The sequence below is a fragment of the Peribacillus frigoritolerans genome (assembly GCF_030676415.1).
In the GTDB taxonomy this organism is placed as follows: Bacteria; Bacillota; Bacilli; order Bacillales; family DSM-1321; genus Peribacillus; species Peribacillus frigoritolerans_A.
This window is the reverse complement of the sequence record NZ_JAUUTW010000163.1, coordinates 1-252: the sequence shown is the minus strand read 5'-3', so window position 1 is coordinate 252 and position 252 is coordinate 1. Positions and strand designations below refer to the sequence as shown.

The window sequence follows — 252 nt, the reverse complement described above, 5'->3', positions numbered from 1 at the left end:
GATAAAAAAGAGCATGTTGCACAAATTTGTTTTGGCGATTTGTACTCGCGATAGCCCTCTTTATTTGTTGTTGAGTACTTTAAAGTTTCGCCCGAAGGGCAAAGGTAACAATCAAAGTGTTCATCATTAACATAGTCATGTTTGCGAAAGAATCCTTCTTTTGTACGAGGACGTGTATAGGGTAAAGCAGGTGTGATTTCTTTGTTAAATAGGTAGCTTGTAATCGCTGGTGTTTTATAAGCTGCATCTGCG

General features: G+C 38.5%; 1 pseudogene. It reads right to left on the bottom strand.

Annotation, left to right across the window (positions count from 1 at the left end):
* Positions 1–252 (bottom strand): annotated as a pseudogene (locus Q8G36_RS28895) (IS5/IS1182 family transposase); the annotation flags it as partial.